Genomic DNA, 23,540 nt, shown 5'->3' with positions numbered 1-23,540 from the left:
CTCGTTAATACGGGCCATTTTTTTTTAGCTCAATCCATCCAGAAATAAGCAGAAACATCAAAAAGACTGCTAAAACTCCCCATACAAGAATATCCTTTGCAAAAGTTGATAATTGAACGCCAGTGATCCAAATCATTAAATCAATTGGTGCTATCAGCATTGCGACCCAGAGGATGGCAGTTTTAAACGCCTTGAAGAGTATTTTGTATTTCATCGATTGAGGTTGAGATCGAAACGTGCGGTTACAACGAAGGTACCAATAATCGAGTGCTGATAAATAAAGTGGTCGAAATTGTTTTGTCCAATCTATCCCCTTTACGCTCAATACTCACCATCACCCAGCGAGAAAAGGACGTTATGCGGGTACTGACCCGTTCCAAACTTATTCTGATTAAAACGGATCACATCCTCATTCTCTCCGGGCAGCGGATGGAAGCGCTTACAATGAACAGTCTCTTCTGTACTGTTTCCGGATGAATCGACCTCGGTAACGACGAAGTGTCCCATCGGTAGCCGGAATTTACCTGGCTGTATGTCCTTTGCAACGTAGTTTGCGAAGCGGTCTATTAAGTCCTTGTCGTACTCAATACCGTTTTTGTGAAGAATATCCGTGACCGAGATTGTCAGCTGTGACCTGACTTTTGACCTGTCCTTGCCGCGATTGTAGACCCTGCCGACTTGTATATTGAAGTTCCCGAGCATCACATAGTGCCTCTCACAAAGAAGAAACACGTCTCCTTTTCTTAACCTTGACATTTTTTTGCTGATGAAGTTTGAAGGTGCAAAAGTAATACCTTTGACCGCATGACTGCACAAGAACTTAAAGAATGGTTTGCTGGCCGCCAACTTCCGGCGGGACCAGCCTGGATACATAAATCAATGAAAGTGGATGATCCGGAACATTTCGTCCAGCTTCACTTCAATTCGATTGAAGGTAATCCAAATCCAAGAGCAAACGAACCTTTCATTCTAAGGCTCATTTTAATGAAGAAATGGCTTGAAGAGAATGGACATGCCTGAATGGAGTAGACTGCTCCCTGCTCCGCGCAACGGAGGTTTCACCCAGTTACCTACCGCGGGCAGCCTTGAAAGTATCGAAATCTGCCGCATCCCAGCGTTCCAGCTGGTGGTCCGGAAGAGATAGAAGCCTTTGTAGTGCCAGAAGAATGTTGTCACCTCCTTCGATGATCTTCTCTGGCTTTTCTTCCGGATCATCAATATGGCGCTTGTGGACAACTTCGAAGAAGTTGGTCCCATGATAATACTGCATGAAAACGGCGCTTTTGTGATCGCAGCTCCCGTCGTAGTACTTTCCACATTGACAATCAAACGTCACTTTGGATCTACTGTGGCCCATTATTGCGAATTTTAAGTGAGTGTATCGTTTCTTTATTCCGGATTATCTCCACACAATCATCCAGCCCCTGATCCAGGTCGTAGTGCCATACTACATGAGCAGTGATCGGTGTTTCCGGGGTAAAGTCAATTTGAACGAGAAAATCCAGTTTGATCATATTTTGCACTATTTCCTGGCCAATCCGTCCCCGTCCCGGGCCATACCTATCTAGGTGTTCTATTATGGTCGATTGAAAGTCCCGATGTTGGTTAATTAAAATTCGCACCGATCCCTTGCACCAGTGCATTAGGAAGTGGATTTTTTCTCCTGTTGTCATAGGTAATTATCTCAATGAAACTTGACGACCATTTGGAAACAAAGCCACTGCTTCACTGATCGACCGTGTGATCATGTGCTCAAAAACGTCTTCATTTTGGACAATGACGGGGACGTCTATGGAAAGAAAATCTCTTCCAAAGTCGACTTTTTGACCATTATATCGCAGTATGTAGTGAAACGAGTAGCCCCGATATATGAGCTGCGCATAACCTTTAACATCCGACTTGAATTCTTGCACCAGACGCTTTCCCATTTTTTCGAAAAGCGTTGATTCGTCCGATCCAGCAGCCAGCTCGCTTTTGACGACCGTGAATTTGTCTCCGGAAATATCCGGCCAGTGTTGTTGATCCATAACATTGCGGGCTTTCTTTCGATATAAATATACTACGATAATCGACCTTCCGGCCCTGTCCCACTCACCAGGCGAAAAAACCGCTACCCTTGCATGGTAAATCATAAGCCATGGAAGCCGAATTGTATCAAGCTGAGCCAGTACTGTCTCAGGATGCCCTTTTTGATGTCGAACAAAGCGCCTATGCGCAAATGACGATATCGGAGATTGCAATCCTTGCCGAAGTCGACGAGATCCACGCTCAGCGCTGGATGAATGACCGTCATCACCCTTTCTTTATCGCTGTTAACCGCGGTCGGCTCCGGTTTCAAAAGCAGATGAACCTGGCGCTGATCCCGCTTGCCCACATGGGCGAGTCTGCTGCGCTGATCAGCTTGGAGAAGGCCATGGAACGACAAAGAATTCTTGACGCATGAACCTTCCAGAGAAAGTGCCGGCATTGTCGGATCCGTTTGCGGATGACTTCGACGCAGTGTACAAATGGTACACCAACCAGGACAAATTCAAGTTGACCGCCGTCCAGCAAAAGCAGCTGGAACGGTGGCGCTTTGCCAGGGAGTGGTACACCAATTTTGACCCCTCCAACGATATCGAGGTCGTTCGTGCCCTGGTGAATCATTTCTCCATCTCGCAGCGCCAGGCATACACCGACGTCAAAAACAGCCAACGCTTCTTTTGCACGGTCGATCAGACTAATGAAGACTTCGAAAAGGTAATGCTAATTGAGCGCACCAAGCGGCTGCGCAAAAAGGCGCTCGCGTCCGGATCAGCGCGCGGGCTGGACACTGCGGCCAAATGCGATGCCACTCTGGTCAAGATCTATGGCTTTGATCGTGAAAAGGCTCAAATGCCAGAACCGAAGATTGTCCAGGTGACCATCAGCTCGGATCCGTCGACAATCGGCGCGTTGCCGATCCCGAATGTCGAGAAAGTGTTGAAAGCTTTCTGGAAGAAAAAAGAGGAAAAGGAGCTGGCCGAGATCGAAGATGTCGACTTCGACGAAGTAATGGACAATCCGCGCAACGAGCGCGAACATCAGAAAAATTAAGCCCTGACTTAATATGGTTTCCCTCCCTGATCAGGAGCCTATTCTACTGGGCTCCCTATATTTTAACAAGCCCCAGCTGGATGTCAACCTGGTCGATGCGAACGAGCTTGCACTTGTTGCCGGCCGCGGTACCGGTAAGAGCGCCGGCGTACTCTCACACCGGTTTCACCGATGCCTGTCATTAATGCCCAGATCTTCGGGGGTAAATGTTGCGCAAAGTTACATGCAGCTGCTCGACCGGACGCTGCCTCCCATCTTTCAGCGGTGGCAGGAAATGGGCTTACAGCGCGACGTCGACTTCTGGGTGCGGCGTTTCCCTCCCAGGAACATTGGCCTTCGTATGCCGTATGTTGCTCCGGAAACGGCGGAGCACAGCGTATTCATGCGTGTGAACCGGTACGATGTTTCAGTGATGCGCCTGGTGTCTCAGGACCGACCTGGTTCCTCAAACGGTATGAGCATTGACTGGTATGGTGGTGATGAAACCAAGCTGCTCAACAAGCAGAAGCTCGACAGCGAGCTGGTACCCACCAACCGCGGGAACGAGCGCTACTTCCGGGATTGCCACTTGCACCACTCGGTAATCTATACCACGGATATGCCTACCAGTCCGGAGTCGAAATGGATCCATGACTTCGAAAAAGACGTGGACAGAGAAGCCGTCGAGATGGTGCTGGGCATCGAGGCCGAACTGTTCCTGATTCGCGCCCGCGCGGGTGACCGTGGCCATTTTACCAGGCAGGAAACTTATAAGGTCGATTTCCTGCAACGCGATCTGTCGAAAATCCGTAGGCACCTGGTCTACTACAAAGAAGCATCGACCCTGGACAACATCGACGTCCTTGGGGTAGATTTCATCAAAAAGCTCAAACGGACACTTCCCGAGTTCATCTTCCGGACGTCGGTGCTCAACGAGCGGCCGGCTAACGTCGAGAATACTTTCTACCCAGACCTGAAAGACCGCAACTTCTACGATGCGATCGACTACTCGATCGTCGATGGCCATAACGAATCGGTGTATGGTAAGGGTAAGCTCAACGACTGTCGCAAGGATACTGACTTGGACAGGACGATGCCGATCGAAGCGGCCATGGACGTGGGCGGACGGATCAACACATTGGCGTGTGGCCAGGAGACAGAGCAGACCATTTCGATCCTGAATGCGATGGACGTGCTCAACCCGAAGAAAATCGCCGACCTGGCTAAGGAGTTCGCCACTTACTATAAGTACTACTCCCGCAAGGAGCTGATCCTGTACTATGACCACACTCACGTACCGAAGAACCCCGTCAGCGACAAGAACCCGGTCGACGAGTTCGTCGAACAGATCTCCAAGCTTGGATGGCGGGTCACTCCTTTCAACGTGGGTGTGACGCCGTCGTATTATAACCGTTACCGGATCTGGTCAATCCTATTGAAGGGTGCGGCCTACCGCACCGGGGAGTTCTACCAGGTGCAGTTCAACCGTGAGAATACCAAGGTGCTGCGCACAGCCATGGAGCAGACCAGCTTTGCGGTCAATGGCAAGACCGGCTTTGAGAAGGATAAGTCGATGGAGCGGCGCAGCGACGTCGACCAGCGCGAGGCGCCACACTATACCGATGCGGCCGACATCCTGGTATACGGGATGATCAAGCGCCGACGCGCGGGCAGCCAGGCGACCGCCTCGATGATCGACTTCTGAGTTGGGCGCTTTCATATATGGCCGCCGCCCCCCACAAGCAATTGCCTTACGCGACAGGGTGTGGCTGGGTCTTCTTCGTGGCAAACGGCCTGTTTTTGAAAAGCGAACCGGTCAAGTGGTTGATAATGAAGTTGAAGTCGGAAAATTTACTGCAAAACCGTTACCGAAAGCGGCTGTTTCCGTGCAATTATGGTGTTTACTGTCCCATTAAAGCCCTGAAATCAGGGGTAGTTTCGAGCAATGAAGCCACCAATCAGGGTAAACCAAGCATTAGAGATACTCGACGATTCTGTCCGCGGAGATCGGCCAGTCCCGTTCCATATTGTATTCTGTACAGGAAGCCGGACGCACGGCACCGGTGGCGAGCGAATCGTCTTCGACCGGGCCATCCTTACCAAAGCGCGCCGGCGTTCGGCAATCGCCAGTACCGACGGAAAAAAAAGAAGTCGTGAAAAGAGGTACCCGATCAAAGTGAAGAACATGACCAGTCTGGAAATCCGGAGCGTCAACATTGAATTGATTGAAACATTGAACGGCCACCCTGTGCTATGAATATCATATTCCCAGATTCTAACAGTGCATTGCTGCCAGGCGCCCAGGCAGTAGTGAGCATGGAAACACCAGGCGCGCGCCCGACCCAGGGGATCGTGCTGGACAACGAAACCGTCGGCACGCAGGAAATTGTGCCGTGGGGAGCAGCCAACAATTTCCCGCAGGAAATCCTAAAAAAAGGGCGAAAATCGACAATAATACCTACGGCCCTCAAATGGCAGGCGAACATGATCGCCCGCAAAGTGATCCCGTTCATGGTTGACTTTGACGACGACGGAAAAGAGAAGCTGAGCTACGTCCGGGATCCGGAGATTAACAACTTTCTTACAAGCCGGCATTTCAAACGCTATCAAAAGGAATCGGCCAACGACATTTTCTGGTTCCTGAATATTTTCCCGGAAGTGATCCTTTCCAAGAACAGGCAGAAGATCACACACCTGCTGCCCAATGATGCATCGTACTGCCGTATCGGGACCCAGAATAAGCAAGGTGTTTCAGAGTTTCTTTATCACAATGCCAACTGGCCGAACGCGGCCTACAATTCCGAGCAGACAGATAAGATCCGGATGATCGATCCTTATGAGTTTGACCTGGTCGGCTGGGTACGTGAGCAGCACACCAAGGACTTCAAATTCATCTATCCGAGCAGCTACCCGACGCCGGGCAATGCTTTCTATCAGTTGGCGCATTGGGACGGCATCCGCTCATCCGGATGGCTGGATGTTCTTGAAAAAGTACCTGTCCTGAAAAAGTCTCTGCTCGACAACCAGATGACAATCAAATACCACATCCAGATTCCTAACAGCTATTGGGAAACGAGGTTTCTTGACCTTTGGAAAAAGGCAAGTCCGGATGAGCGCGAGGCGATGAAAAAAGACGTCGTTCGTGAAATTAACCGCCGCCTGGTGGGCGCAGAAAATGCCGGCATCGCAATGGCAACCGAGTTCGGTATCTCTGAAATCGACGGAAAGACCATTGAAGGCTGGAAGATCGACGTACTGCCCGACAAGTTGAAAGATGGCGCGTACCTGGCCGACAACATGGAGGCGACCGCCCATTTGCTTTATGCGCTCGGCCTTGATCCGACACTCGTAGGTTTTGCCAGCAAGGAAATGGGATCCCGCTCTGGTGGGTCCGACAAACGCGAATCCCTGCTGATCTACTACGAGCAGCTGCAACCATACAAGGACGTGCTCTTTGAACCGCTCGACTTTGTCGCCGAGTTCAATGGTTGGAAGAAAAAGTATCCCGGGCTCGAGTTCAGGACGCACCAGTCTCTACTGACCACGCTCGATACCGGTGCCGACGCCAAAAAAGTACCTGCTTAACCCTACTTGGCCATGTTGATATCGACAATTGAACAATTACAAGAGCACGTCTCTGTTTCGCAAGATTTAAGCCTTAAGTCAATTCAGTCTTCTATTAGGAAGGCAGAGAAGCGTTTCGTTGCTCCGCTCATAGGCTTTCCGTTTTATGAAAATCTTGTCAGTGCGTTTAAGTCCGGACAAATGTCCGACAAACTGGAAAGTCTTGCTGAACACATCCGTGCAGCAGCAGCGCCACTGGCCATGTGGTATCATTCGCAGATTGGAGGTGTAACAACCGACGATTCGGGTATGTATAAACACAAGCAGACGGACCGATGGAACCTGAGCGATTCAGAGCAGAAGAAGCTAGAAAATGCGTACCTCTCGGATGGTTTGGATCAGCTTGATTACCTGATAGACTTTTTGGAACGCAACCTGGACGATTATCCGGAATACCGAGACTCGCATGCCCGCAAGGAAGAAACTTACTCGCTGGTCCCTTCAGCCGCGGTGCTAGGCTCGGTTCACAAGCTAATCTACAAACGGGTGACTTTCGATGCCATGCGCGAGGCGCTGCGTTTCCACGAGACTGGCAGGATCCAGCCGGTGATGCAGGACTACTACGACAACCTACTCGGCAAGTCAGAAGACGAGCTGGACGAGTCTGATAAAGAGCTGCGCACGCTGGCGCGCAGGGCTCTGATTTACATGGCCACGGCCAGGGCGATGCTGACCAGGACTGTGAAGCTGACAGCTGCCGGCATAGAGGTGATCGTAAGCCAGTACACGGTGACCGAAGCTGAAAACAAGCGTATTGAGGCATCCGCCAAACAGTACGAGCAGAGCGGCGAAAGCGAGCTGGCAGCATTGGTCAAGGAGCTTAACAAGCTTGCTCCGGAAGGCTACATTCCGCCGGCGGCCAGGCCTGCTCCGGTGGGCGACGATGAACCCCGTGGATTTGCCTTTTTTTAACCTTTCACTCAATGGATTTTCTGAAAGCATTTGCGTATTTCATTGCCGTGGCTTGCGGCATTATTCAGGGTTTAGCATGGACGTGTCTGTTTTTATATGCGCCTTATTGGGCGTATGTAGCGTTTGATGTCTACGAATACCCAACACTTATTATCGAGGCCGTGCTAAGGATTGCAGGCTGCGTCCTGTTTGGCCTGGCGTTTCGGAAATTCACGTTTGACGATGTGCTTGAATTCCTGGAACGATGATCACCGCGCAACTAAATTTCCGTGACGGGAAGAAAAAAGCACTCATTTTACCTACGGGGTTTGATGAGCTGACCGACGAGCAATTTGTCCGTTGCATTGAGCTGATCAAAGCTGCCGAGATCGATCCGGCGATTCAGTGGCGGCTGCTGATGTACGTCAGCGGGATCACCTACCAGGACCTAAAAATACTTAACGGTGTTCAGCGGGTTGAACTGCTGTTGCAATTGGCATTCCTATTTGATTTGAAAGGATTACCGCACAAATCAAAGATCCCGCCATTCAAGGTTGCAACTCAGGACGGGCAGGTTTCAATGGCTGGCCCTGGCGATACGATCAAGCATTTGACATTTGGCGAATTTGTCATGGCCGAAGGCAGGCTCGAAGCCTGGGAAAAAACAGGCGATGTGACAATGCTTAATCAGCTGTGCGGTGTGCTTTACAGGCCGCAGGATCCGGAGCGGCAAAAACAGCAGGATAAGCGGGTTCCCTACTCGGAGGGGACAGTGGCATATTACGGCACCTTGTTCGAAAAAGTCGGCGACGCGCTTAAACAGGCGATTCTGCTCAATTATTTTGGCGCGACGCAGTACTTGCCCAGAATGTACCCGAACGTGTTTCCTGCGCCAAAAAATGAGGCATCGGAAAAGATGCAAGTGAAGGAGCCAAGGAAGTCGGTTTCGCTGTCCTGGCTTAACATGCTATTCCGCACAGCTGAATGGGATGTGACCAGGATCAAATCTACCGAGCAAACGTCGATGCACACTGTCCTGTTCGGGTTTAATGACATGATGCAAGCCAACAAAAAGTAACATGAACACTTACCCTGTTTACGAAGATTTTTTTCGGGACGTTTCTGCGAAGCTCCTGCTGCTTGGCCGCGACTCCGGCAAAAGCAACCTTATCTTTATTCAGGAGCCAGAACTGGCCAATGCGCTGCTGGTTGCTTTGAAAAATAAAATGAGCTACCCGTGCGTGGTTGTTGAATTCCCAGATGAAGACCTGGACGCCGGCGCGCTTGACTACCGGACCATCACCGGCGCGTTCGCTGTGCTGGAACCAATCAAGACAGATGCCAACGGGGCAGATGATATCCGCGCCGGCGTCTATGAGCGCTTGAAGCCTGCCGCCGACCAGATCATGGCCAGGATGCGAAATCTCACCAGGCGTGGCGAGTTGCAGCTCGACGGCCAAATGATCACCATGGAAGGCGCAGTTCATGGCAATTGGGTCGGGCCTTTGTTTAACAACATGTACGGCTGGCGTTACAGTTTTGAATGGCGGATCCCGTCTGGAATATGCCTTGATCTGAATGCCTGGGAGCTGTAACGGCCATTAAAGTACTTTAATTAAAGCGGTTTAATTACCGTTTTCCTGTCCCATCGTCGCGCTTGAGATGCCAATAATTTTGGTGCATGGCGATAGTTGTTACTCCCCCCGAAAAAGTCGGTTTTTCCAAAGATGTTATATTGTGGCGGTTCGAAGACGATCGGGCCGGCATCACACCTGGCATCAACGCACAAGCGTACCTATCAGTTGGAGACAAAGTTTTTGACGGTACGCAAATCATCTTCCGCTGGGGCAACAACGATCTGCGGTTTACTGCCCGCGACACGGTAGGGGAGTACGGTAACGAGATTCCGACATTCCCGGTATACTCTGTGGAAGGCCATAACGAATACATCCAGAACCTGGTACCCTACCTTCAGAACAACTTCTTCCTGGGTCGCGATTTCGATATCGAGGCAATCGGCGTGCCCATTTTCGGCATCGAAATTTGGGTCGTGCAGCTGACTGCCAAGCAGCGCGGATCAGCTTACAATTTCGCCGATACTTCGTTTGCCGGCGGCGGGATCAGTATGGTTGTCGAAGGTAAGGATGATAGCGTCGTTGGCAATAACAGTGTCTACGTTGAAGCATGGGTCGAAAATCCTGATGCAGGTATTTTCGAATTAAAATATGGGGCTCCGCAATTGTTTGACTCCAATTCAGTCGCCGAATTCGATGTGGCATCAGTGTTGCATGCATCTCTGGCGTCCGAAGTTCCGGATATGCTACTGCCAGTTGCCGAGCGGTGCAGGCAAAGCAGGCGTCGTTATTATTTGCGGTACGCATTGTTTGGTGGCACGCCGCCCAGCATCGGACAGATCCAGAGTACCGAAGAGTTTGTGGTCTTGCTGGGCGGCTTTGCCCAGTGGGAAGAAGGTCCTAGAAGCGTAATCAATAGCTTTAAGATCAGCGTGCGGGAATCCAGGATCATGAAGATCCGGCCCGCGCTGCGCGTGGTCCGGACGGATGAACCTGTATTTGTCAGCTGGCTAAACACTGGAGATGCCGGCCGTAATATCGTGGCCATTGCGTCGGTGACTTTTGCGGACGGCTCCAAGACGATCACCAATACGAACTTGGTGAACAATATCGACTCATACGACAAGCTGATTTTTGGCGTAGGGTTCAGTCAATTGAGTCTGGGTATCTACAATGGCCAGGGCAGGTTTGTTACGGAATACACTGTTCAACTGCGCGACGATCTCGGGCCGGTTTCAGATGAATACCGCCTGGTGGTGGATTATGGCCATAAGGAATACGTCCGTTACTTCGCGCACGTCAGCAGCTACGGGTGCATCGAAACTTTGATGAGCTGCGGGAAAGGGTCTTCTTATTGGAAGGTATTTAAGGAGCAGGCGCAGAAAGTTCTTCCATACAACTTTAAATCATCGGAAGCGCAGTTCGTCGAGTGGAATGCCACCTACCAGGACAATCAACAGGTTGCCACAGGATGGATGCGCAGAAAGGATTTGCTCCTTTGGCTCGACCTGTTTATTGCCGCTCTCAAATACCGCGTGATCAATGGAAAGCCTTACGCAATCCAGATCAATAGTGATACCATCCAGAAGGGAGCTGATGGAGACAACCAGCATGCGCTCACTTTCGAATACCAATTTGCCAGGATTTTTGATTCTGTCAATGAAGAGTTGCTTGAAGGCGAAGACCAGGCCGATATCATCCCGCCCAACACTGTTTTGGCCGGATCCCAAAACACTGGGTCGGCAGGGCCGACGGCACCTTCTAATTTTTATGTAGATCCTTATCCAATATCCGGGAGCAAAAATCCGATCAGCAGCGACGGGGTCTTCCGTCTCCTGGAACAATTCCAAAAGAGGCTTCCCACTGGCGATGCAGACCAATACCTGAATGGTTTGCATCAGATGCGGAGTATGCGGCAGGCGGTCAATTCAAACGAGGTAGACCCTACCGTTCCAACCTATGCAAAGACGCTTAACAGCGTCATGAAGATAGTAAATGACCTGCAAGCCCTTCCACCCGAGACAGGGCTGAACGTGCCAAAGCTCGGCGGACAGCTGGCTTCGTGGTACATCCAACGCATGACGCATCCCGCTTTTGACCTGGTCCCTCCGATCGTGGTGGAGCGAGGCGTGCTGTTTGAGAAATACTTGGATCTCTCGCTTTACAAAACCTCCTTTCATCCCGATGATCAATTAGACGTGGAAATTGTTTTTAAATCCGACAAATTATCCGGCATCCAAATTACCGCCGATGGCCTCTTGGTTTCAGTAAAAGGCACCTTAACCGAGCTGCTCAAGCAAACTGACAACGTCCTGCTAATCATCCGGGACCCGGATAGAAATCAGGGATCGGTCGCACTCCGAATTGAAGCGATCGACGAACCAGAAGTTCCGGATAACCGCCCGACCTGTCCAAAAGGGCCGTTCCATTACCCACAGCTTCCGATCGAAATATTTGACAACGGGCACTTTAAAGCGCCATTCGATGCCGAAGGAGTGGACCCGGTCGACTGGGTGATCTCTGCGACGAAAGACGCGGCCGCTTTCATCCGAAAGGGGCAGGAACCTGCTTTCAACCAAACCCCTTTCATAGACGTGACGACCGACCCGGTGCCAGCTGGAAGTTACTGGCTGGGTATCCGCGGTGTGTTGTGCAAAAGCAATTGGGAATGGCGTCAGATTGTTTTTCCGGAGAACAGTCAGGTTAACTTTTCCGAGGGATATCCGAAGTTCAATAATAATGGAACCTTTAGCGAATTCTTGATGATGGTCGAGCCGTCGGGCCGGTTCCTGACAGAAATCATCAAGCTTCCGGAAAACACGAAAATTTATTCCGAAGAAGTTGACTATGTCGCCAACACAACTGAGCACCAGGTTTGGAAAGCCGGAACTTATGCCGACAGTAAATACCGGATTAACGTAGGGACTGCGACCGCCGAGCTTACCGTGGGTACGCCGCCAGCAGGCCCTGACGAGACATTCAAGCTTGTTTCCGGTTGGAATGGCGCTCAAATTGCCGATTTGCTTGGTGGAGACTATGAGGGGCCGGTACCCGTGTCGGGTTTTAACGCCTCTTTCCAGGCAGCTAATACTGGAGTCGCCGGCCGCAGCTACCGGTTAATGCTCATGTATAAGGTCAGTGGGACCTGGAACACGGTTCCTAATGCACAGTCCTTTGGTGTCTCGCAGGCAGATACAACCGTGATTCCTCTCACTCGCCTGTTCTCTTCTCCCGGCGTCGACTCGCGTGTAATTTCGTTTCAAGGTAAATCTTTGAACCGGTATGGTGAATTCAGGGTCGATTTTACCCTGTTTTCCGGAGTAACTGAGTTCACACCGGCAGTAAAAACAATTCAGAAAACATTTAAGCTGCATGCTTTCGAAATATTGGGGACCGTTTCAAATCTTGGCGGGCAACCTAACAGGTATTGTCCTCTCATCAGGAAAGTCCTGTACGATGGTAAGGGCGTAGTAGATGATAATTCATGGGTGGAGCCATTTGGTGGGGGCCAGGGGCAAAAACTTGAATACAGCGTTGATGGAGGTAATACCTGGTATAATGATGTTAGTCCGACACCTGACAGTTGGGGAGGCGAAGGAGCATATTCAAATGTCTGGATATTGAACAATAACCCAATCGACAATTTTCCGAAGGGTTCTACGAAACAGGTGATTTTTCGAAACCCGTCTTTGCCATCTGTTCGGTCCAGCCCTTACTCAGTCGCTAATTCACCTGACACGTCAGACCCGGATCCGACGCCACTTGGTACTTATCTGACAGCTGATGCCGGTGGACGGAGATTCACGTACACAAAATCTCCGGAAGTTCGCCTTGCCTTCAACGCTGACGGCACGATTAGTGACGTGACGCCGGGGTTGCAACCCGGGACGCCGAACAAACTTGACGGACGCAACATCTTTTACGGAGTTAATTATTCGACCTTGGTTTCCAATGGAGACGGCGTCCCAATTTATTCCGAACTAAAAAATCTTCGGTTGCGGGACGGGGTACACACCCTTCGTGTATTTAACTGTGATGCATCGAAGTTCCCGACGCTGGAAACGTTTATGGCTGAAAGCCACGGCTATGGTTCCAATGGGCTAAACAAGTACAACGCTCGCTTGTCAGAGATTACCATTGCTATCAGAACCGAAAGTAATCCGGGCATTCCTAAATGGCTAATCGCCTCCCGTAAAATGAATTTTGGAGCCGGTGCCAAAAATAAATCGTTCCGGAATGATAAGATTTTCGCCATGGAGGCACACAACGTGGGTGATGCGCATTCGGTTTACCACGCGAAAGCTGCGCATACCCGCATGCTGACTAGCGAAGACACGATCGATCAGCCTTACAGTTTCCATACCTTCAAATGGCCATGGGACGGTTTGCCGATCTTTACCAATGAGCAGCTATACAATTCCTTCCGCGGTTTCATCGATTCGCTCGGATTGACCAAAGACACGGTGATCACCGACGAGTTTCCTGAAAATGCCCAGGGGCAAGATCCGACTATTTATGACCGCATGTACCATGCCTACAAGGGAGCGCTCGACAAGTTCCGCGAGACAGAGCCCGGCCTGGATAAGTCGGAGACGAACCTGTACGGCTCTTATGGTGCAGACACGTTCCCGCAACACCACATCAACGGATCGAAAGCATTGGTCGCGGAATCTTTGGATAGCAAGGTTTGGCATAACTGGGATGCGACCAATCAGACATGGGCAGGGGTACAGGCTTATTTCTCATCCGGGCAGATCGATGTGCGAAACATCAACGCCAGCTACTACATGTACAATGGCTTCCAGTTCATGAATGGGATTCAAAGAAACCTTCCTTATGAGCTGGTGTACATCAATGAGCGGGTAAAAATTGGAACGAAAACATACAACGGACAGGACCGTGAATCTAAATGGATGGTGTTCACCACGACACTGGTGCAAACGCTTGTGCGCGACGGAAATGGCGCGCAAATCGGCATTGAAGAAGTCCGCACTGGCGATGTGATCCCTTTTCCAAACGGGGAAGTATTGTCGGTTTATAATACGCCGAGTGCAGCCGTGGCCGGAGAATATTTCGACCTGGCCTTCTGGTCGACGTTTGTAGGAAACGGCATCGCTATTTGGGCGAGCAACAATTTCGGCACAGATGCGACCAAGATCTCGACTTATGAACCGCTCGACCAGCCGATATTTTGGACAAAGAACGGAGGCTCGCGCGAAGACTGGGTAAGTGGGCAAAACGGCGCTCCGGTTAATGACGGTAACGGCGTCGCGGATTTGCTTTATGCTACTGTGGTCGATTACGCCCACTACGGCTATGAGGAAGCCCGCGGGATCCTTGATTGTGCGGATACGCTTTACTTCGCTTCCTATACTTCCAGTAGAAAAAGCTTTACACCTGCGCCGGGAAATGCCGGATTACACCTGAATGGCTTTGGTCCACTGAATATGAATTCACTCTCATTTGTGGACGGCCGTGATCAAAAGGCGGGGCTGGCCATCGTCGGCGTCGGCGGTGCTGGCAAGGTCGCAGTGTACTACAACGGTTATTTATCCGCTCAGGAATACGAGGACAACGTCACCGTCACGCATGCGGGCTCTTCTGTCAACCTTGGCCGCGTCTACGGTCGTCAAACTAAGTTTATCAAGTTTTAACAGCCTATTAGCCATGAAAAAGTGCTTTGTTTACCTGTTACTGGCCGCGCTCAGTTTTTTGAGTTGTTACGGCCTTTTTGCCTGTCGCAGTTTCAAAAAAGGGAAATTATCGGCCGACAGTACAATCGTCCGTAATGTCGAAGAGCAAAACGCCTGGCGGGACGAAACCATCCAGGAGATCGTCATCGAGTCTGATGAACTTCCATTTATACAATCCGGTGCGCCACTGTCTTCCTTATTGGGCCTGATCCAACGGGCTCCCGGTTTGTCAGAAAAGGATTTACGCGAGCACCCCACATTGGTGCGGTCGAACCTGAATTCTCCAATTAAAAAAAAAGTGGCGGCAAAGGTCGCATTTCGACAGATCACCCGCCATTCCTCGCAACAATTCATTCGGCAAAACGAAGAAAAGCACGTAAAGGAAGACCGCCTTGAAAAGGAACGGAAGCCCAACGCGACGGGGCTACTCTCGATAGGACTGATCACTGTGGGAATGCTGATCATCATCATTATTCTTTTAAAGTCAAACCACTCAAACTAATGCCTACATCGACAACTGGCCCGGCGACAGGCCTTGATATCAATGTTTACCGTGGCGATACTATGGAGCGATTTATCCAGATCAAGCGGAACGGGGTGGAAGAGCAGCTTTCTGACCACCAATTTCGGATGCAGGTACGTTCAGCATCGGTCGTCATCATCGAATTGACCACTGATCCCAATGGAGGGATCACCTTCGAGCAAACGCCCGGCGGAGTGCTGGCTTTGGTAATTGATGCTGCAAAGATGTCAACGCTGAATCCTGGCACCTACCAGTTTGACATGCAGCAGACCTACGCTGTAACTGGCAAGGTGAAAACCCGTTTCCGGGGAACTTGTACTATCACTGACGACGTAACCAAACCGCTATCATGAGTTTCACAGTTTATACCAGGGACGACGATGATCTCATAGAGATAACGCTGTCGTCAGTTCCGTTCACAGGGTCGGCTAAAAAGGCTTACTGGGGCTGGATGAGTACTCCGGATATGTTGGTCGAAGCACAAATCGTTGTGCTGCAAGGCTCCGCGGAATTTGCCGCCGGCGCGAAAGTCGTGGCAGACTTCCGGTCTGGAAACTCACAACCTATGTTTTTATATATGGCTGAGCGTGATACCGAACCTCTCAAAACAGTGTGGTATGCGACATCGGACGATAACGGACAGATTGGCCCGGACCAGGTATTTTCCGTGATTGGCGTGGTCAACGGTTGGCGCGTATACCGATCCAAGTCCAAAACCTATTTTTCAACAACTACTGAATTCAGAATATCATAATGAAGGACATTCATCAGGGGTTTCGCATGCTCGGCGACGAGCCTGAATTTGCTTTCGAATGGCAACCATCGGGCGCGCCGTGGCCATCCATTGCAGCTGCTCATAATGGCGCGGATATTGCTTTTCTGCGTCAGGGCCGCAGGCGTTACATCGATAAAGGCGATGGAAAAGGTATCATTGAATACTGGTACAAAGGCGGGGTTCAACTCGAAAACCTGGTGCCGCGGTACCCAAATTTAGATAGTGAAACATCCTATTTGGAAGAGCTCACGGCGCTCAAAGATGAAACTCAGGAAATTGCAGATAGCGCCCGTGAAATTGTTACCAACGGAGCGATTTATAAGGGTTTTTGGGATGCGGCCGCAAACGTACCCAACTTGAACACGGTAGCGCCGGCAGGTACCTGGTATGAAATCAAGACGGGAGCTTCCCGGGATCTTGGCGCTGGCTCCATTACCTGGATAAAGGGCAACAAAGCTATATCCAACGGAACGGCATGGGAGCAGTCAGAAATGGGCGCGGTGCCGCGGGACGGCGCTGTTACATCTTCAAAATTGGGGGATGACGTTGTATGGAAGAATTATCCATGGTTACCTGGGGCCGTTAATGCCAATGCGGCGATAATCCGCGCTGCGATATCTGACATTCAATTGATCGGGGTCGACCAGGCAAAAACTTACCTGATTGGCATCTTCGGGAAGAAACCATTAGGCTCTTCACAATATGTGATCAAAATTCATGAATATGTTGAAAGTGGTTCATGGCCGGTAGTGTTCGATTTCACAAGATCGAGTTATGCCCCAAGTTCTTTCCCGGAAAGGATCGAGATTAAAGGAGCTGGCCAACTGCTGGCTTATATCACGATCGATTGGAGTTTGATCCCAGATGGGTTTTACCCGGCTGGCTTGCAGATCGGCCACACGGGTATCTCCAAAATGTGCTATAAGTCTCCATACGACAACAAACGCTTCATGACCAGTCAAATCGCCGATATCCAGCCAATAAAATCATCAACTGAACAGAAAGTCCTCGCATCGAAAGAAAGCGTTGTTCTGAGTAACACTGTAACAAAAACGGTCTCTCACGCGCTGATTTCAGCGGTTCGGGTAGGTTTTGTTGCTGTTGATTTGAACTTTAATACTTTCAAATTCCCGGGTCACAATATGGCGCATGCCAGTGCAAAAAGTGCATTCTGCGTAATTCGAACCGCAAACGGTGAAAAGGAATCCCGCACATGCGAGTTCGACAAGCGCACCAGTGAATACTCATTTACTCTGGGAAGAACCTACTCGCTTTTGGAGGGCATTTCAATCACTTTCGGTTATTGTGACGCAAATGCAAATACGTTCGCCCCGGGTGTAGCCATTCTTTGGGCTGCTGTTGATGTCGACGCGAACCAATCCACAGCGCAGATTAGTGTTTTGACCAATGTGCGCGATATTTTCGATACCGGCGCGGCTGCGGCGACGGGTTGGAACTGCACGAATTATCGCCTGATGATGTCCACAGATGTGGTGGTGGCCCCGATCGTAGCGCCAAGCGATGTAGCGAAAGCAATTTCTGAGAATATTCGCGTGACGGACAGCTCTCGAATAGAATCCAGGCAGCTGACGAATGTGTACAATCAACCAGCGGTGCGAAATATAGGCAGCAACAACTTTGCCGCCATCATTTTAGTCTTGGCCAGGAATGCCAATAGATTCGATACGTTCTCATTTCCGGGGCACAACTTCTCGCATATCCGCGCGAAATATGCGTTTTGCCTGGTGGACGATGGGACCAATAAGGATCTCCAAAGAATCAAATTTGATAAGCGTGTTACCAATTACGATTTTTTGATGCCGCGGCTCTACGATCAGAGCAAGACCGATATCAAGATTACTTTCGGTTATTGTGATTCGAGTAACCAGTCTTTCGCGCCATTCCCCACCTCATTGAATTGGAGCGTCGATGTTGTCGACGCCAACCTGTCGACGCGGATACGGTATTTGGCGCAGAACCTTGCAATTGAGAATGCCGGCACACTTGCTCAATCCGCCGCTTTTAAAACGAGTACCTACACACTTTCGACTTCTTCGAAAATTGTGGCGCGTGTGGCAGACGTGGATCCGATAATTCCAAAGCTTGTATTACCATCGAAATTTTACCCGCTGGCCGATTCTAAAATCTGGTTCTATCACGACACGATCGTCAAAAATTTCGAGGTTTACGATAAACTGCCATACGGTCTGTCTCTCGTATCTCGCTTGGTTTCCAATAGCAGCGTTGTTACCAATTATGCTTACGGAAAGGAGTTTGGGCAGGTGTTAGGCACGGCTGCAGATTCCAATATGACGGTTCAGCTTTATGACTGTTTGCACCGTGACGCGACCAATGCTCCGCTGGTTATCGATGAAAAAGTAGTTGGCATTGCGGCCAAACCCCGTCCGACCGGCAAAACAATCAATGTCCTTTTCATTATGGACAGCCTAGGCAATAATTCCCAGGACGGCGTCGGATATATCGAGCAGGTAATGGCCATGGCGGCAGCTGGCGGAAACACGATCGTTTCCAAGGGCACCAGGCCTACGAACTATAAATACCCGGCAGGTACCGGGGCGACTGTTTTTGCGGAAGCCTACGGGTCCTGGACCGAGCAAACCTTTACAACCAGGTATGTGCCGGTTGCGAACAGGTTGCCGGCAGGAAGTAGTGATAACGGACAAGGGCAGCTGCACTGTTCATTCATGTTCAGCCCCAACGACACCGCGGCCAGCGCATATTTCAGCTTCTCTGAGTACATGAGCACCTACAACATTGGACAAGTTGATATCGTAGCAATTTTGCTTGGCACTAACCCGGTAAACCCCGCTTCCAATACGGGCGTTTCGACGCAGCTTATGATTGATTCGATCAGGCAGTACAGCGCAACATTGCCGGTTATTGTTGGCACGGTGCCACCGGGAAGCAGCAGCCGCATGAATATCGATACTGACCAGGATCAGAATCGGAAGCTTGAACAAAGCGAGCTACTGATTGCAAAATTTGATGGCCGGGACGCTGAAAAAATATTCATTTCACCGCGTCACATGCCGATCCACAGGCTTTACGGCATTCAAAATATCGCGCGGGATGTAACTGCATTCCCCCTGGAAAACATGGAGGCTGTCACCCTTTACAACGGGTCAACGCCGACGACCTACAAGGAAAAAAAGCAGCAGCTGTTTTGCTCAGATATCCACCACTCCGCGCTGGGGATAAAAACTGATGCTCAGTTGACGCTCGATCAAATTCTGTACCATGCGCCGTAGCTAAGTCCTGGAATGAGGGTAGCCTGTCCTACTGCTCATCAGGGTTAGCATCCCAAATTGCACATCGTAAACCCCTGTCATACGATGTCAATTTGGGATATTTTTTTTCCGGTCGAGCGGAGCATCGCCACAGCTGCATTCATCGGTACAACGGTGCTACTGCTTAACGGCAAAAAAAGAGGCAAGAAGGCTATCGTTTCGGCGGTCCTGATAAACTACATGACCGCTGTCTATCTGACCAAACTGATTGCCGAAATGGCAAATCTGAGCTCATTACAAGGGATTGCCTTTGCGATCGGCGTCGGCGGTTTCTCGGTGGTCGACCGGGCCATCGACCAGATCTTTCTAAAAATCAATAACAACCCAAACGATGGAAGCACTAACAGCACCACAGAGTAACGTGATCAACCAGGTGATCCTGGTGGTGATCATGCTTGCCGCGCTGGTCCGTCTGGCCGACGGGCTTCGCGAGTTTTTCTTCGAACGCGTCACCCTACTGGCCATTTCGGTCGGCGCATTTTTCCTGCTGGCCAGCAATGCAGACCCGGCGCACATCCGATTTACCAACGGGGTTGTGCACTCGTCCGTCGCGCTGGCTTCCTATGCCATGTTGTACATCCGCTTTAAAACCTCTGATACATGGATATCACAGTAGCCAAAATTAAAGGCGGGCAGAACAGCACGATCAGCTCGCTTTCGGTTAATGGGCGGTTTTTCTGCTACGTGCTTCAAGATGCCGATCGTGGCCTTGTCAGCACGATGACATTGGAAGAGATTAAGGCCAAAAAGGTGCATGGCGCCACGGCTATTCCGGAAGGCAAATACCAGGTGGTCGATGTGATGTCGCCGCGGTTCAAGCGCCGGCTGCCGCGCCTGGTCGACGTACCCGGATTCGCCGGCATCCTGATCCATCCAGGCAATACACACCTAGACACCGAAGGGTGCCTACTTCCGGGTACCAACTACCGTGCCCAAGGCAAGGACTGGATTGTGACTGACAGCCGGAAAGCCTTTGACGGGCTTTATCAAATGATCCAGGAACGGATCCAGGCAGGTGAAAAAATCTGGTGTAAAATCGTAAGCGCATACTGACATGAAGCTGATCACAAACATCTTTCTTTTCCTATACTCGGCAATTTCCTGCATCGCTTTTGCACCTTTCGGGCTGGTGATGACTATTGTCGACGCGATTAGGTTTCCCCAACCGGGCCGGGTCCGCGACTCATTTTTGACAGGGGCACGGGCTTTGGACGTCTATGCCAATGAAACTTACTACTCGCTTTTCAACGGGCTTTTCTTGTCGGCAGGCGGCTATCATTTCGGACGAAAAGGGGAGACGCTCAGCAGCGCGCTGGGAAAGAACTGGACGCTGGCCAGGTTGACCTGGCTCGGTCTGGGTTGCGCTGGGTTTCTGGGCGTGCTCGACGGGGATCACTGCTATAAATCCATTGAAGGTGAATGGCACATCGATCGGCCGGCCGCGCCGATATCCTGGATAAATATTTCTGTCTTCGCCCTTCTGGCCGTGGCCGGATTACTGCTATCCTTCAAGATCATTATCCTGATGGCCGCGGTGATCACCTGGCTGGCTGGTTAACCACAATGCCATGCTCGAAATCCGTAATGCCGACGGGCTCATGCTCGAACTGCCGGCTGATCAGTCGATCACCGTCGAGCTGAACAGCACCATCTTTGATACCGACGATGTTTTTCGCGGATCGTATTCTTATCCGTTTGAGTTCGGGTTGAGCCCACACAACTGCCGATTTATCGGCAACAGCCATTTGCCGGAAAGTCCGGTGGCAACTGATATGAAAGTATCGGTCCGGTCACGGCCTTTTCATTTTGACGCACTGCTGACTTTCAAAACAACGGGCAATAAGGCCAATGCATCGCTACTGATTGACCTGGGCGAGCTGGCCGACCAGATCCGGAATGTACCAGTTCGCGAGTTTGTGACAGAGCGCTTCTTTGTCACCACCGACGAAACGGGCGAAACTCCATCGATGCGGAAGCTGGCCACAGCGCCACCCAGCCGTTACCCTTGTGTTTTTCCGCCATTCCACAATTCGGAAATGGTCGACGCCGAATTCAAGCCGACCGAAAATTACAAAGCGCCAACGATCGTCAACGTTTGTTACCCGGGCTTGCCTGAACCGGTCTATTCCAATACACTGCACGGCACAGGCGACCGGTTACTGGTCCCGTTCATCTACGTCGGTTGGCTGATCACCTATATCTGCAACAAGCTGGGGTTTTCAGCTTCGGGGTCTTTTTTCAATGATCCGGTATTGAGCCGCCTGGTGATCTACAATACGCAGACCACGCCCGGATTAACCGTCGACACGGCAGGCTATACCGTCGAGATCGGGCGTCACCTTGGAGAGTACAGTATTTCCGAGTTTTTCAAGGCACTGCGCTCGTACATAGGCATGAGCATCGATTTTAATTTTACCACCAGGAAGGCAGTATTCAGCACTTACAAATCCTTAGCCGCACTGCAAGATTACACTGACATTTCTTCGATGATCGTGCCGAACACTGAAGGTGTGGACAAAAACACTGGCAAGGGATATAATGTGAAGGTCTCCACTGATTCATCGGACAAGTATGTCAGGTATCACCCGTTTCCTTTTGATTCTAATGAGATACAGCCAAAGGAGCTGAAAACCACTTTTTCGTTCAGCGTGGGCAGCAAACAAAACGAAGTTCCGTTATCGGTCGGCACGATCAGAATGGATAGTTTTAAAAGCACCAATGACACCACGCCGGCCGGCCCGTCGTGGCTAATACCCGCTGCCCAGCAATCCGGAAACCTGGCCGATCCTTTCTTTGAGAAATCAGCCAATTACTCGCCCTATTTTGATTCGAACGATCCGGATATGATCCCGCCAGCAAAAAATAGCTGGGGCCTGCGGATGCTGATATATTGGGGATTGAAGGAGGACACGGCCGGCAACTTATACCCGTATGCCAGCAGCGTTTCATACGATAGCAAATACAGGATTTTCGGGGACCTGTCGCTGCAACCTGGTGAGCCGGATGATATTTGGAACAGGTACCAGAAAGCGTATTACGAGTTTCTGGCTTCCTCCAAAAAAATCACCGTGCTCTCCCGGCTGGGCCTTGGAAAGCTCTCCGATATCAGTCCGAGCAAGCCGGTGGGTTTCAAGCTTTCAAATCAAGTTTTAGGTAAGTATATCCTGGAAAAGCTCAGTTACCGCTTGCCTTCGAGCGAAGGATATGTGATGGCAGAGTTCGAAGGGCGCCAGGTTGTTCCCAAAACCATGAATGCCACTGGCGGCTATGACGGCAAGCTAGTAACCAGCTGGGTAAGGCTGGTCATGGAAAACCGGGTGCAAGAAAATTCCAACGAGAACGGAAGCATTAAAAACAACTACGCCGATATCGTCGCATACATCTGGAAGGATGGGCTCTTCACTGAGCCGGAGCCAAACCAGGGCTTTCAAATCGAGTACCGCAAAACCGTCGACGATTACGATGTGAACGCGATACCTACCCGAAAAACTACAAAGCACTCAGTTTTCATCACCGGCCATCGCACGGTAGTAGAATCTCATGTGCTGCACCTGGTGGCCGGCAACCCGCGCGGCCTGATCAAATGGACGACCTGGGCAATGCTTGATGGCGAAGGCTACCGGACAAGATGAGCAATTACACTGAAATGGATATCAACGCGCGGATCAACCTGAAGGCGACCTATGCGCAGTTTCTCAAGATTGCCGTCGTCGAATTCCGTAAGGAGCTCGACAAGAAGGTTTACCGGTCACAAAGGAAGGGACAGGAGCCGCGCACCCGGGGATTGTATGATCACTGGAAAACCAAGCAAACCGAAAGTGCAGCTGGCGGCGACGAGCTCCGGATTGAATTTCCGATGTACGGCCGCTTCATCGACATGGGCGTTGGCCGCGGGGTGCCGATGAATGCGGCGCTGCTCCGGAAGCGGTACTCGATCCACAAGCCGGATGTGCCGCGCAAGCCGATCAAATGGTATAGCCGGCGCAAGACTGCCCAGGAGAAACGGCTGGCCGAGATCCTTGCCGAGAAGTACGGAATGAGCCTGGTCGCTTTGGCCGAAAGCATGCTTAACAATACAGTGACAATCAATTTATAGCC

General features: G+C 50.8%; 25 protein-coding genes. 21 read left to right on the top strand and 4 right to left on the bottom strand.

The genetic code is table 11. The annotated features are described in order from the left end of the window. Positions 1–4: 4 nt before the first annotated feature. Both BLQ88_RS06605 and BLQ88_RS06600 read right to left on the bottom strand, forming a co-directional pair. Positions 5–214: a hypothetical protein gene (locus BLQ88_RS06605; protein ID WP_090147859.1), complete on the bottom strand. Its 210-nt coding sequence runs from the start codon at positions 212–214 to the stop codon at positions 5–7. Positions 215–321: 107 nt separating this feature from the next. Beyond that, positions 322–756 (bottom strand): hypothetical protein, encoded by a 435-nt coding sequence (locus tag BLQ88_RS06600; protein ID WP_090147857.1) that lies wholly within the window; start codon positions 754–756, stop codon positions 322–324. Positions 757–804: 48 nt separating this feature from the next. Here BLQ88_RS06600 and BLQ88_RS06595 point away from each other — a divergent pair, with 48 nt between their 5' ends. Next, a complete protein-coding gene (locus BLQ88_RS06595; RefSeq protein ID WP_090147855.1) occupies positions 805–1,020 on the top strand; it encodes a DUF6965 family protein in 216 nt (71 codons plus the stop codon). Between the two features lie 46 nt (positions 1,021–1,066). On the opposite strand, the gene BLQ88_RS06590 is transcribed toward BLQ88_RS06595, so the two are convergent. Together BLQ88_RS06590 and BLQ88_RS06580 are read right to left on the bottom strand one after the other, a co-directional pair. Then, the gene (locus tag BLQ88_RS06590; RefSeq protein ID WP_090147853.1) at positions 1,067–1,357 is read right to left on the bottom strand and encodes a hypothetical protein; all 291 of its coding nucleotides are present in this window, start codon (positions 1,355–1,357) and stop codon (positions 1,067–1,069) included. Positions 1,358–1,679: 322 nt separating this feature from the next. After that, positions 1,680–2,027 (bottom strand): hypothetical protein, encoded by a 348-nt coding sequence (locus BLQ88_RS06580; protein WP_090147848.1) that lies wholly within the window; start codon positions 2,025–2,027, stop codon positions 1,680–1,682. Between the two features lie 110 nt (positions 2,028–2,137). On the opposite strand from BLQ88_RS06580, the gene BLQ88_RS06575 reads away from it, so the two are divergent. From BLQ88_RS06575 to BLQ88_RS06480, 20 genes are all read left to right on the top strand, one after another. Further along, positions 2,138–2,443 carry a hypothetical protein gene (locus BLQ88_RS06575; RefSeq protein WP_090147846.1) on the top strand — a complete coding sequence of 102 codons (306 nt, stop codon included), beginning with the start codon at positions 2,138–2,140 and terminating at the stop codon, positions 2,441–2,443. Next, positions 2,440–3,075 carry a hypothetical protein gene (locus tag BLQ88_RS06570; protein ID WP_090147844.1) on the top strand — a complete coding sequence of 212 codons (636 nt, stop codon included), beginning with the start codon at positions 2,440–2,442 and terminating at the stop codon, positions 3,073–3,075. The genes BLQ88_RS06575 and BLQ88_RS06570 overlap by 4 nt, the downstream gene beginning before the upstream one ends. Before the next feature lie 13 nt (positions 3,076–3,088). Further along, positions 3,089–4,759: a hypothetical protein gene (locus BLQ88_RS06565; protein WP_090147842.1), complete on the top strand. Its 1,671-nt coding sequence runs from the start codon at positions 3,089–3,091 to the stop codon at positions 4,757–4,759. Between the two features lie 240 nt (positions 4,760–4,999). After that, positions 5,000–5,311, top strand: coding sequence for a hypothetical protein (locus BLQ88_RS06560; protein ID WP_090147840.1), 312 nt, complete (start codon positions 5,000–5,002; stop codon positions 5,309–5,311). Continuing rightward, a complete protein-coding gene (locus BLQ88_RS06555; protein ID WP_090147839.1) occupies positions 5,308–6,639 on the top strand; it encodes a hypothetical protein in 1,332 nt (443 codons plus the stop codon). The genes BLQ88_RS06560 and BLQ88_RS06555 overlap by 4 nt, the downstream gene beginning before the upstream one ends. A gap of 12 nt (positions 6,640–6,651) precedes the next feature. Beyond that, entirely contained in the window at positions 6,652–7,590 is a 939-nt protein-coding gene (locus BLQ88_RS06550; protein WP_310590141.1) for a DUF6712 family protein, read from the top strand. Positions 7,591–7,601: 11 nt separating this feature from the next. Continuing rightward, on the top strand, positions 7,602–7,838 hold the full coding sequence (locus tag BLQ88_RS06545) for a hypothetical protein (protein WP_090147835.1): 237 nt from the start codon (positions 7,602–7,604) through the stop codon (positions 7,836–7,838). Next, a complete protein-coding gene (locus tag BLQ88_RS06540) occupies positions 7,835–8,647 on the top strand; it encodes a hypothetical protein (RefSeq protein ID WP_090147834.1) in 813 nt (270 codons plus the stop codon). Before BLQ88_RS06545 ends, BLQ88_RS06540 begins: the two co-directional genes overlap by 4 nt. A 1-nt stretch (position 8,648) precedes the next feature. Beyond that, positions 8,649–9,164, top strand: a complete 516-nt coding sequence (locus tag BLQ88_RS06535) for a hypothetical protein (RefSeq protein ID WP_090147832.1) — start codon at positions 8,649–8,651, stop codon at positions 9,162–9,164. Between the two features lie 86 nt (positions 9,165–9,250). Next, the gene (locus BLQ88_RS06530) at positions 9,251–14,797 is read left to right on the top strand and encodes a hypothetical protein (protein WP_090147830.1); all 5,547 of its coding nucleotides are present in this window, start codon (positions 9,251–9,253) and stop codon (positions 14,795–14,797) included. A gap of 13 nt (positions 14,798–14,810) precedes the next feature. Next, positions 14,811–15,338, top strand: coding sequence for a hypothetical protein (locus BLQ88_RS06525; RefSeq protein WP_090147829.1), 528 nt, complete (start codon positions 14,811–14,813; stop codon positions 15,336–15,338). Further along, on the top strand, positions 15,338–15,712 hold the full coding sequence (locus BLQ88_RS06520) for a hypothetical protein (protein ID WP_090147827.1): 375 nt from the start codon (positions 15,338–15,340) through the stop codon (positions 15,710–15,712). Before BLQ88_RS06525 ends, BLQ88_RS06520 begins: the two co-directional genes overlap by 1 nt. Next, a complete protein-coding gene (locus BLQ88_RS06515; RefSeq protein ID WP_090147826.1) occupies positions 15,709–16,113 on the top strand; it encodes a hypothetical protein in 405 nt (134 codons plus the stop codon). Before BLQ88_RS06520 ends, BLQ88_RS06515 begins: the two co-directional genes overlap by 4 nt. Beyond that, positions 16,113–19,403 (top strand): hypothetical protein, encoded by a 3,291-nt coding sequence (locus BLQ88_RS06510; protein ID WP_090147824.1) that lies wholly within the window; start codon positions 16,113–16,115, stop codon positions 19,401–19,403. The genes BLQ88_RS06515 and BLQ88_RS06510 overlap by 1 nt, the downstream gene beginning before the upstream one ends. Positions 19,404–19,487: 84 nt before the next feature. Further along, positions 19,488–19,802, top strand: coding sequence for a hypothetical protein (locus BLQ88_RS06505; protein WP_090147823.1), 315 nt, complete (start codon positions 19,488–19,490; stop codon positions 19,800–19,802). Continuing rightward, positions 19,774–20,058: a hypothetical protein gene (locus tag BLQ88_RS06500; protein ID WP_090147821.1), complete on the top strand. Its 285-nt coding sequence runs from the start codon at positions 19,774–19,776 to the stop codon at positions 20,056–20,058. The genes BLQ88_RS06505 and BLQ88_RS06500 overlap by 29 nt, the downstream gene beginning before the upstream one ends. Further along, complete coding sequence (locus BLQ88_RS06495) at positions 20,043–20,495, top strand: DUF5675 family protein (RefSeq protein ID WP_090147819.1); 453 nt, start codon at positions 20,043–20,045, stop codon at positions 20,493–20,495. The genes BLQ88_RS06500 and BLQ88_RS06495 overlap by 16 nt, the downstream gene beginning before the upstream one ends. Before the next feature lies 1 nt (position 20,496). Then, entirely contained in the window at positions 20,497–21,000 is a 504-nt protein-coding gene (locus tag BLQ88_RS06490) for a hypothetical protein (protein WP_090147813.1), read from the top strand. Between the two features lie 10 nt (positions 21,001–21,010). After that, on the top strand, positions 21,011–23,074 hold the full coding sequence (locus tag BLQ88_RS06485; protein ID WP_090147811.1) for a hypothetical protein: 2,064 nt from the start codon (positions 21,011–21,013) through the stop codon (positions 23,072–23,074). After that, positions 23,071–23,538, top strand: a complete 468-nt coding sequence (locus BLQ88_RS06480; protein WP_090147810.1) for a hypothetical protein — start codon at positions 23,071–23,073, stop codon at positions 23,536–23,538. Before BLQ88_RS06485 ends, BLQ88_RS06480 begins: the two co-directional genes overlap by 4 nt. Positions 23,539–23,540: the final 2 nt, after the last annotated feature.

It is taken from the genome of Dyadobacter soli, from assembly GCF_900101885.1.
Classification (GTDB): Bacteria; Bacteroidota; Bacteroidia; order Cytophagales; family Spirosomataceae; genus Dyadobacter; species Dyadobacter soli.
This window is presented reverse-complemented; position numbering and strand designations above follow the sequence as displayed.

Excerpts from the sequence above, each read along its gene's own strand:
- BLQ88_RS06605 (WP_090147859.1), bottom strand. The coding sequence starts at position 214 with ATGAAATACAAAATACTCTTCAAGGCGTTTAAAACTGCCATCCTCTGG.
- BLQ88_RS06600 (WP_090147857.1), bottom strand. The coding sequence starts at position 756 with ATGTCAAGGTTAAGAAAAGGAGACGTGTTTCTTCTTTGTGAGAGGCAC.
- BLQ88_RS06595 (WP_090147855.1), top strand. The coding sequence starts at position 805 with ATGACTGCACAAGAACTTAAAGAATGGTTTGCTGGCCGCCAACTTCCG.
- BLQ88_RS06590 (WP_090147853.1), bottom strand. The coding sequence starts at position 1,357 with ATGGGCCACAGTAGATCCAAAGTGACGTTTGATTGTCAATGTGGAAAG.
- BLQ88_RS06580 (WP_090147848.1), bottom strand. The coding sequence starts at position 2,027 with ATGGATCAACAACACTGGCCGGATATTTCCGGAGACAAATTCACGGTC.
- BLQ88_RS06575 (WP_090147846.1), top strand. The coding sequence starts at position 2,138 with ATGGAAGCCGAATTGTATCAAGCTGAGCCAGTACTGTCTCAGGATGCC.
- BLQ88_RS06570 (WP_090147844.1), top strand. The coding sequence starts at position 2,440 with ATGAACCTTCCAGAGAAAGTGCCGGCATTGTCGGATCCGTTTGCGGAT.
- BLQ88_RS06565 (WP_090147842.1), top strand. The coding sequence starts at position 3,089 with ATGGTTTCCCTCCCTGATCAGGAGCCTATTCTACTGGGCTCCCTATAT.
- BLQ88_RS06560 (WP_090147840.1), top strand. The coding sequence starts at position 5,000 with ATGAAGCCACCAATCAGGGTAAACCAAGCATTAGAGATACTCGACGAT.
- BLQ88_RS06555 (WP_090147839.1), top strand. The coding sequence starts at position 5,308 with ATGAATATCATATTCCCAGATTCTAACAGTGCATTGCTGCCAGGCGCC.
- BLQ88_RS06550 (WP_310590141.1), top strand. The coding sequence starts at position 6,652 with ATGTTGATATCGACAATTGAACAATTACAAGAGCACGTCTCTGTTTCG.
- BLQ88_RS06545 (WP_090147835.1), top strand. The coding sequence starts at position 7,602 with ATGGATTTTCTGAAAGCATTTGCGTATTTCATTGCCGTGGCTTGCGGC.
- BLQ88_RS06540 (WP_090147834.1), top strand. The coding sequence starts at position 7,835 with ATGATCACCGCGCAACTAAATTTCCGTGACGGGAAGAAAAAAGCACTC.
- BLQ88_RS06535 (WP_090147832.1), top strand. The coding sequence starts at position 8,649 with ATGAACACTTACCCTGTTTACGAAGATTTTTTTCGGGACGTTTCTGCG.
- BLQ88_RS06530 (WP_090147830.1), top strand. The coding sequence starts at position 9,251 with ATGGCGATAGTTGTTACTCCCCCCGAAAAAGTCGGTTTTTCCAAAGAT.
- BLQ88_RS06525 (WP_090147829.1), top strand. The coding sequence starts at position 14,811 with ATGAAAAAGTGCTTTGTTTACCTGTTACTGGCCGCGCTCAGTTTTTTG.
- BLQ88_RS06520 (WP_090147827.1), top strand. The coding sequence starts at position 15,338 with ATGCCTACATCGACAACTGGCCCGGCGACAGGCCTTGATATCAATGTT.
- BLQ88_RS06515 (WP_090147826.1), top strand. The coding sequence starts at position 15,709 with ATGAGTTTCACAGTTTATACCAGGGACGACGATGATCTCATAGAGATA.
- BLQ88_RS06510 (WP_090147824.1), top strand. The coding sequence starts at position 16,113 with ATGAAGGACATTCATCAGGGGTTTCGCATGCTCGGCGACGAGCCTGAA.
- BLQ88_RS06505 (WP_090147823.1), top strand. The coding sequence starts at position 19,488 with ATGTCAATTTGGGATATTTTTTTTCCGGTCGAGCGGAGCATCGCCACA.
- BLQ88_RS06500 (WP_090147821.1), top strand. The coding sequence starts at position 19,774 with ATGGAAGCACTAACAGCACCACAGAGTAACGTGATCAACCAGGTGATC.
- BLQ88_RS06495 (WP_090147819.1), top strand. The coding sequence starts at position 20,043 with ATGGATATCACAGTAGCCAAAATTAAAGGCGGGCAGAACAGCACGATC.
- BLQ88_RS06490 (WP_090147813.1), top strand. The coding sequence starts at position 20,497 with ATGAAGCTGATCACAAACATCTTTCTTTTCCTATACTCGGCAATTTCC.
- BLQ88_RS06485 (WP_090147811.1), top strand. The coding sequence starts at position 21,011 with ATGCTCGAAATCCGTAATGCCGACGGGCTCATGCTCGAACTGCCGGCT.
- BLQ88_RS06480 (WP_090147810.1), top strand. The coding sequence starts at position 23,071 with ATGAGCAATTACACTGAAATGGATATCAACGCGCGGATCAACCTGAAG.